Genomic DNA, 6,639 nt, shown 5'->3' on the forward strand with positions numbered 1-6,639 from the left:
GGCGCGCCCCTCCTTCCGTGTTTTCGTCCTTCCGTTCTCCGCGGTGCGGCCTCGGCTCAGGACTCCGCGCGCTTCGGCAGGCGCCAGCCGGGGCGCACGAAGTGGCAGGTGTAGCCGTCCGGGTAGCGCTGCAGGTAGTCCTGGTGCTCCGGCTCGGCCTCCCAGAACGGGCCGGCCGGGGCCACCTCGGTCACCACGGGCCCCGGCCACAGCCCGGACGCGTCGACGTCGGCGATCGTCTCCTCGGCGACGCGCTTCTGCTCGTCGTCGAGGTAGAAGATGGCGGAGCGGTAGCTCAGGCCGATGTCGTTGCCCTGGCGGTTCTTCGTGGTCGGGTCGTGGATCTGGAAGAAGTACTCCAGGATCGTGCGGTAGTCGGTGACCTCGGGGTCGTACGTGATCTCGATCGACTCCGCGTGAGTGCCGTGGTTGCGGTAGGTCGCGTTGGGCACGTCGCCGCCGCTGTATCCCACCCGTGTGGTCAGCACGCCCGGGAACGTGCGGATCAGTTCCTGCATGCCCCAGAAGCAGCCGCCCGCGAGCAGTGCCTTCTCCTCGGTCCTCGTCATCTCGTCTCGCCCTTCTCCCACGTCTCCGGCCGGTTCACCCGGCTCGCGCCGTACGCGCCGTCGGCCGTCGCCGGTCACCGCCGGTCCTGTCCAGCAACGACAACCCCGCCGCCCACACGATTGTTCCGGTCCGCCCGCCCCGGACTCCGTGCGGGCGGGCGGACCGATAGTCTCCCGCGCATGACGACGAGCGAGGGGGCGGGGGGCGTCGGCACCGGCCTCGACGACCGGGGCTGGGACGCCACGCGTGCCTGGGTGGAGAAGGGGCTTCTCGAGGGCGAACGCATCGAGGGGGTGGTGCGGTTGCGCGGCGGCTGGACGTCCCGGATGCGCCGTCTGGACGTCCGGGGGCCGAAGGGCCCGCGCTCCCTGGTCCTGCGGTCCTTCGTCAGACCCTTCTTCGTCCGGCACGCGGAGGGTCTGCTCGGCCGCGAGGCGGCCGTCCTGTCCCTGCTCGGCGACACGGACGTGCCCGCGGCCACGCTCGCGGCGGTGGACGCGACCGCACGGTACTGCGACCACCCCTCCCTGCTCATGTCCCTGCTGCCCGGGACCGTACGGCTGGACGACGAGGGCGCCGACGCGCGTGCCGTACTGCTGGCGCGCCAGCTGCTGCGCATCCACCGGGTGCCGGTGACCGCGGAGACACGGCCCCGGCCCTATCAGGCGTGGACCTCCCCCGAGCGGGTCGGTCCGCCCGGGGACACCCGGCGGCCGGAGCTGTGGCGGCGGGCCGTCGACGTCATCCGCCGTGAGCCGCCGGACCACCGCGGCTGCTTCCTGCACCGGGACTACCACCCCGGCAACGTCCTCTTCTCGGGCGACGGCCCCGCCCTGCGGATCGGCGGTGTCGTCGACTGGGTGGAGACCTCCTGGGGGCCGGCCGACCTGGACGTCGCCCACTGCTCGACCGCCCTGGCCCTGCTGCACGGTGTTCCCGCCGGGATGCGTTTCGCCGACCACTACGTCGCCGCGGGCGGGACCCTGGACGAGGACCGCGGCGCCCATCTCCACTGGCGGCTGCTGGACGCCCTGGCCTTCGCGCCCGACGCGGAGAAGGTCGCCGTGCCGTGGCGGGAGCTGGGCCGCGCCGACCTGACGCCCGAGGTACTGAGCCGGAGGCTGGAGGAGTACATACAGGCCCTCTTCGACCGGTACGGCTGAACCGCGCCGCCGCCCCGGGCGGCGCACCCGGCCCGTCGCGCCGCGCACCGGTCGGGCGGGGGACGGGGGCGGTCCCGGTTCTCGCCGCTATCCGACCGCCGGGGCGTCGAGGAGGGCGATCCGTGCCGTGACGCGTTTGCCGGCCGGCTCCTGCTGCACGTCCAGCCACTGGGCGACGGCCATCACGATCTCCAGTCCGTGCTGGCCGACCCGGCCCGGATCCGCGGCCCGGGGCACCGGCAGCACGGGGTTGCCGTCCCGGACGACCACCTCCAGGGCGTCGTCGAGGACGCGCAGGTCCAGCCGGACGGGGCCGGGTGCGTACTTGCGGGCGTTGGTGACCAGCTCGCTGACCACGAGCTGGGTGACCTCCACCGCGCGGGTCGACACCGGCAGGTCGTCCTCCACGCACGCCCGCGTCAGGAACTCCGCGGCGAGACGGCGGGCCTGCGCTATCCACGCACCGCCGCCGTCCAGGGCGTAGGAAGCCTTCAGCCGCGGTGCGCCCGGCGCAGCGCCCCCCTCGTCGACAGGAACTGGTTCCATCCGGTCCGCCTTTACTCACCGATCACACCCGCGCGACTACCCGCACCGCTCCCCCGCACGCCCCCCGCAGTGTGACAGGTACCTGTGACACCGCCCCGCGCGGCCGTCGTCCCGGACGGATTCCGGACACGTCCCGCGACCGGCCGGATCCCCGCGAGCTGCGCCAACGTCCGGCCGGCCGCCTCGGTGGCCCTGCCGCCGGGCCCTCTCACGGCCCCCGGTCCAACAGGTGGCGTTCCATCCAGTCGGCCGCGGTCCGACGGAACAGGCGGCGGTTGTCGGCACGGCGGAAGTCATGGCCCTCATGGCGCAGAAGAAGCAGTTCCGCTTCCACTCCGCGCTCCCTGACGGCCCGGACGAACTGCTCGGACTCGCCCGGGGGCACATTGGTGTCGTGCTCGCCGTGGACGGCCAGCACCGGGGCGCGCAGCGCCTCGATGCGGCTCATCGGGGACAGCGCGCGCAGCAGGTCGCGGTCGCGGTCCGGGTGCCCGTACTTGTGGGCGGCGGACTGGGCGATCCAGGGCTCGGTCCCGGCGAAGAAGGTGGCGAAGTCCGACATGCCGCAGACCGCGACCCCCGTGCGGAACAGGTCCGGATGCCACACCAGGGACGCCATCACCAGGTAGCCGCCGTACGAACGGCCCATCACCGCCAGCCGCCGGGGATCGGCCAGGCCCTCCACGACCACGTGCGCCGCGCAGTCCTCGACGTCGTTGATCGCGTCGAAGCGCCCCGCGCCCAGGTCCGCGTCGACGAAGGAGCGGCCGTACCCGGAGGAGCCCCTGACGTCGGGGGCGAAGACGTCCAGTCCCCTGCCGAGCAGCTCGAGGTAGAGCGGATCGAGCACCGGGCGTTCCTGTTCCTCCGGCCCGCCGTGCAGGTGCAGGACGCACGGCGCCGGTTCCCCCGGTGAGCGGCCCGGCGCACGGTAGTACCAGCCGCCGAGGGTGAGTCCGTCGCGGGCCACGGGGCTCATGGGCATCGGCCGCACGGGCGTGCGGCCCGCCGGGGCCGCGTGCTCGTCGTCCGCGTCGCGCGAGGACCACGGCGTGCGCAGCGGCAGTCCGTGGGGCAGCCACCACACGCCGGGGTACCGCCGGGATCCGGACAGCGCCACGACGGGGGCGTCGGGGTCGGCGGTGGGCGCGATGCCCACGACCACCTCGTGGGGCAGCGTGACGGTCCGCGCGGCCCCGGCCGAGGCGGGGGCGGTCCCGGACAGGTCGACCATCTCCAGCTCGCTCACCCCGCGCACGTTCCACGCCAGCACCGCGTGGCGCGCGTCGCGCTCCAGCGCGAGCAGTTCGAGTCCGCAGTCCGGGCGCTGGGCCACCACCGTCGTCCCGAGCGGGTGTCCCCGCGCGTCCAGGCGGGCGGCGACGAGGGCGGCGTACTCCCGGTCGCCGTCGCTGCGCAGCCACAGCGTGCCCGCGTCCGGGGAGAAGCCGCCGATCCACGGGTCGCCGTCGGCGACCGGGAAGGAGCAGGCCACCGTCCGGTCACGGGTGCGGACGACGAGGGCCTGCCGGCGTCCGCGCGGCCCCCGGTAGAGGAGGGCGAGCCGGCCGTCCCGGCTGAGGTCGCACACGCGCAGGGTGGACGCGCCGCGTTCGCTGGCGATCAGCACGGGCGCGTCGACTCCCTCGGGGTCGACGAGGTACGCGGAGAGGGTCCTCGGTTGCGGTTCCTGGACGGTCGCGATGCCGCCCGCGGAGCCCCGTCCGGACGGGGCGTCCAGCAGGACGGCACGGCCGTCGCGGCGGGCACCACCGGGTGGGCCCGGCGGCTCCGGCGCCGCCGGGCCGGCGTGCGCGGAGCGCGGCGGGACGGGATCGGTGACCGTCACCGCGAGCGCCGATCCGTCGTGCTGCCAGCAGCCCAGGAGCGCGGACGTACCGGGTTCGCCGCCGGCCAGCAGATGCCGTCCGGTGCCGTCCGGGCGCACGCACAGGACGCGGGTGAGTTCGCCGCCGCCCGGGGCCGTGGTGTAGGCGATCCAGCGGCCGTCCGGGGACCAGGACACCTCGATGACCGGATCGGGGTCGGCGTCGAGCAGGTGCACCTCCTCGCCGTCCACGGGGCCGGTCCACAGCTGCGGCACCCCGGCCCGGTCGCAGATGAAGGCGACGTACCGGCCGCCGGGGTCCACCGAGGGGTACCAGCAGCCGTGCACGGTCCCGGAGGGCGGCGCGCCGTCCGGCACCGAGGTGTCCGCGAGGAGCAGGGACTCCGGTGCGGGGCGGGCGGCCGGGACGCCGTCGGCCACCGGCCACGGGGCGTGCGAGGTGCCGTCTTCGTCCGGGGCGGCGGATGCGGCGGCCGCCGCGGCCCGCCCCGCGTCCGTCAGTGAATTTCGTGCGTCTGCAGCCATATCTCCAGCAACGCAATCTGCCACAGCGCGTTCGCCCCTCGCCTGGTGCGGTGCTCGTCGGGCGCGGTGAGCAGCTCGGTGACGTACTCCTCCCGGAAGACGCCGCGGGCCCTGGCCTCGGGGGCGGTGAGGGCCTCGCGGACCCGCTGGAGGACGGGCCCGGCCATGTGCTTGATCGCCGGGACCGGGAAGTAGCCCTTCGGCCGGTCGACCACCCGGCGCGGGAGGACCCTGCGGCCGGCGGCCTTCAGGACGCCCTTGCCCCCGTCGGCGAGTTTCAGCTCCGGCGGACAGGCGGCGGCCAGTTCGACCAGTTCGTGGTCGAGGAACGGCACCCGGGCCTCCAGGCCCCAGTCCATCGTCATGTTGTCGACCCGTTTGACCGGGTCGTCGACCATCATCACGTGCGTGTCGAGGCGGAGGTCCGCGTCGAGCGCCGTCTCGGCGCCGTCGGCCGCCATGTGCGCACGGACGAACTCGGCGGAGGCGTCGCGGCCGGGCAGCAGGTCGGGGGCGAGCACCCGGGCGAGGTCGGCGTGCGAGCGGTCGAAGTAGATGTCGATGTACGCCTCGGCGGCCCGCTCGCGCGGCACGCCCGCCATCGCCGGGTACCAGTGGTAGCCGGCGAACACCTCGTCGGCGCCCTGGCCGCTCTGGACGACCTTGACCTCCTTGGCCACCTGCTCGGACAGCAGGTGGAAGGCCACCACGTCGTGGCTCATCATGGGTTCGCTCATGGCCCGGACCGCCCCGTCCAGGGCTCCGGCGACCCGGTCGGAGGGGACCATGAGCTGGTGGTGGCGGGTGTCGAAGTGGCGGGCCACGAGGTCGGAGTAGTGGAATTCGTCGCCCTCCTCGTCGCCCTCGGACTCGAAGCCGACGCTGAAGGTGGCGAGGTCGTGCTGCCCCTCGTCGGCCAGGAGCGCCACGATGAGGCTGGAGTCCAGGCCGCCGGAGAGCAGCACGCCGACGGGCACGTCGGCGACCATGCGGCGGCGCACGGCGGTGCGCAGGGCGTCCAGCACCGCGTCCGTCCAGTCGTCGGCGCTCAGGCCGGCGTGCTCGGGGCGGCGGGTGTAGGCGGGCTGCCAGTAGCGGTGGTCGTGGTGGCTGCCGTCGGGTTCGACGACCCGCACGGTGGCCGGGGGCAGCTTGCGCACGCCGTTGAGGACCGTGTGGGGCGCGGCGACGGTGGCGTGCCAGCTGAGGTACTGGTGCAGGGCGACCGGATCCAGCGAGGTGTCGACGCCGCCGGCCGCGAGCAGGGCGGGCAGGGAGGAGGCGAACCTCAGACGCCCGGCCGTCTCGGACAGGTACAGCGGCTTGATGCCGAGCCGGTCGCGGGCCAGCACGACGCGCCCGGTGTCCTGCTCGACGATCACGAAGGCGAACATGCCGTGGAAGTGCTCGACGCACTCGGTGCCCCACTGCTGGTAGGCCTTGAGCACCACCTCGGTGTCGGACTCCGAGAAGAAGCGGTGGCCGAGCGCGTGCAGTTCGTCGCGCAGCTCGCGGTAGTTGTAGACGCAGCCGTTGAAGACCCCGGCGATCCGGCCGCGCGGGTCGGCCATGGGCTGGGCGCCGCTGTCCGACAGGTCGATGATCTTCAGCCGGCGGTGTCCGAGGGCGACCGGGCCCTGGGCCCACAGGCCGCGTCCGTCGGGGCCGCGCGGTGCGAGCCGGTCGGTCATGCGTTCCACCGCCGCGATGTCCGGCCGGCCGCCGTCGAAGCGCAGCTCTCCGCTGATCCCGCACATCAGAGGCTCCTCCTTCCCCCGGGACCCGCACTTCGGCGGGGCGGCAGCACACAACCGGTGAGCCGGCGCCCGTCTGCCGGGGCGGGCATCCGCCCGGTGGACGGGCAGGGGCCGTCCCCGGCCGGAAGCGGGTCCTGGACCTGCTCTGAGGATGTGGGTGTACAGGGCATGACGGTGTGACACTCTCCTTGGTCGGGCGTGCGTACGGACGCCCGACCAAGGAGAGTGT

The 6,639-nt window shown here is 74.2% G+C and carries 5 protein-coding genes; 1 reads left to right on the forward strand and 4 read right to left on the reverse strand.

Translation table 11 applies throughout. The features are described from left to right. Positions 1-56: 56 nt before the first annotated feature. Positions 57-569, reverse strand: a complete 513-nt coding sequence (gene msrA / locus B7L92_RS35855) for a peptide-methionine (S)-S-oxide reductase MsrA (RefSeq protein WP_081241371.1) — start codon at positions 567-569, stop codon at positions 57-59. Positions 570-749: 180 nt separating this feature from the next. On the opposite strand from msrA, the gene B7L92_RS35860 reads away from it, so the two are divergent. Further along, a complete protein-coding gene (locus B7L92_RS35860; protein WP_081241372.1) occupies positions 750-1,733 on the forward strand; it encodes a phosphotransferase family protein in 984 nt (327 codons plus the stop codon). An 87-nt stretch (positions 1,734-1,820) separates the two neighbouring features. Here B7L92_RS35860 and B7L92_RS35865 read toward each other — a convergent pair whose 3' ends face one another. The 3 genes from B7L92_RS35865 to B7L92_RS35875 form a co-directional block, all read right to left on the reverse strand. Continuing rightward, positions 1,821-2,279 carry an ATP-binding protein gene (locus B7L92_RS35865; protein WP_081241373.1) on the reverse strand — a complete coding sequence of 153 codons (459 nt, stop codon included), beginning with the start codon at positions 2,277-2,279 and terminating at the stop codon, positions 1,821-1,823. Positions 2,280-2,487: 208 nt separating this feature from the next. Then, positions 2,488-4,653, reverse strand: a complete 2,166-nt coding sequence (locus B7L92_RS35870; protein ID WP_081241374.1) for a S9 family peptidase — start codon at positions 4,651-4,653, stop codon at positions 2,488-2,490. Continuing rightward, a complete protein-coding gene (locus tag B7L92_RS35875; protein ID WP_081241375.1) occupies positions 4,626-6,410 on the reverse strand; it encodes an N-acetylglutaminylglutamine amidotransferase in 1,785 nt (594 codons plus the stop codon). The genes B7L92_RS35870 and B7L92_RS35875 overlap by 28 nt, the downstream gene beginning before the upstream one ends. Between the last annotated feature and the right edge of the window lie 229 nt (positions 6,411-6,639).

The sequence above is a fragment of the Streptomyces viridosporus genome, assembly GCF_002078235.1.
In the GTDB taxonomy this organism is placed as follows: Bacteria; Actinomycetota; Actinomycetes; order Streptomycetales; family Streptomycetaceae; genus Streptomyces; species Streptomyces viridosporus.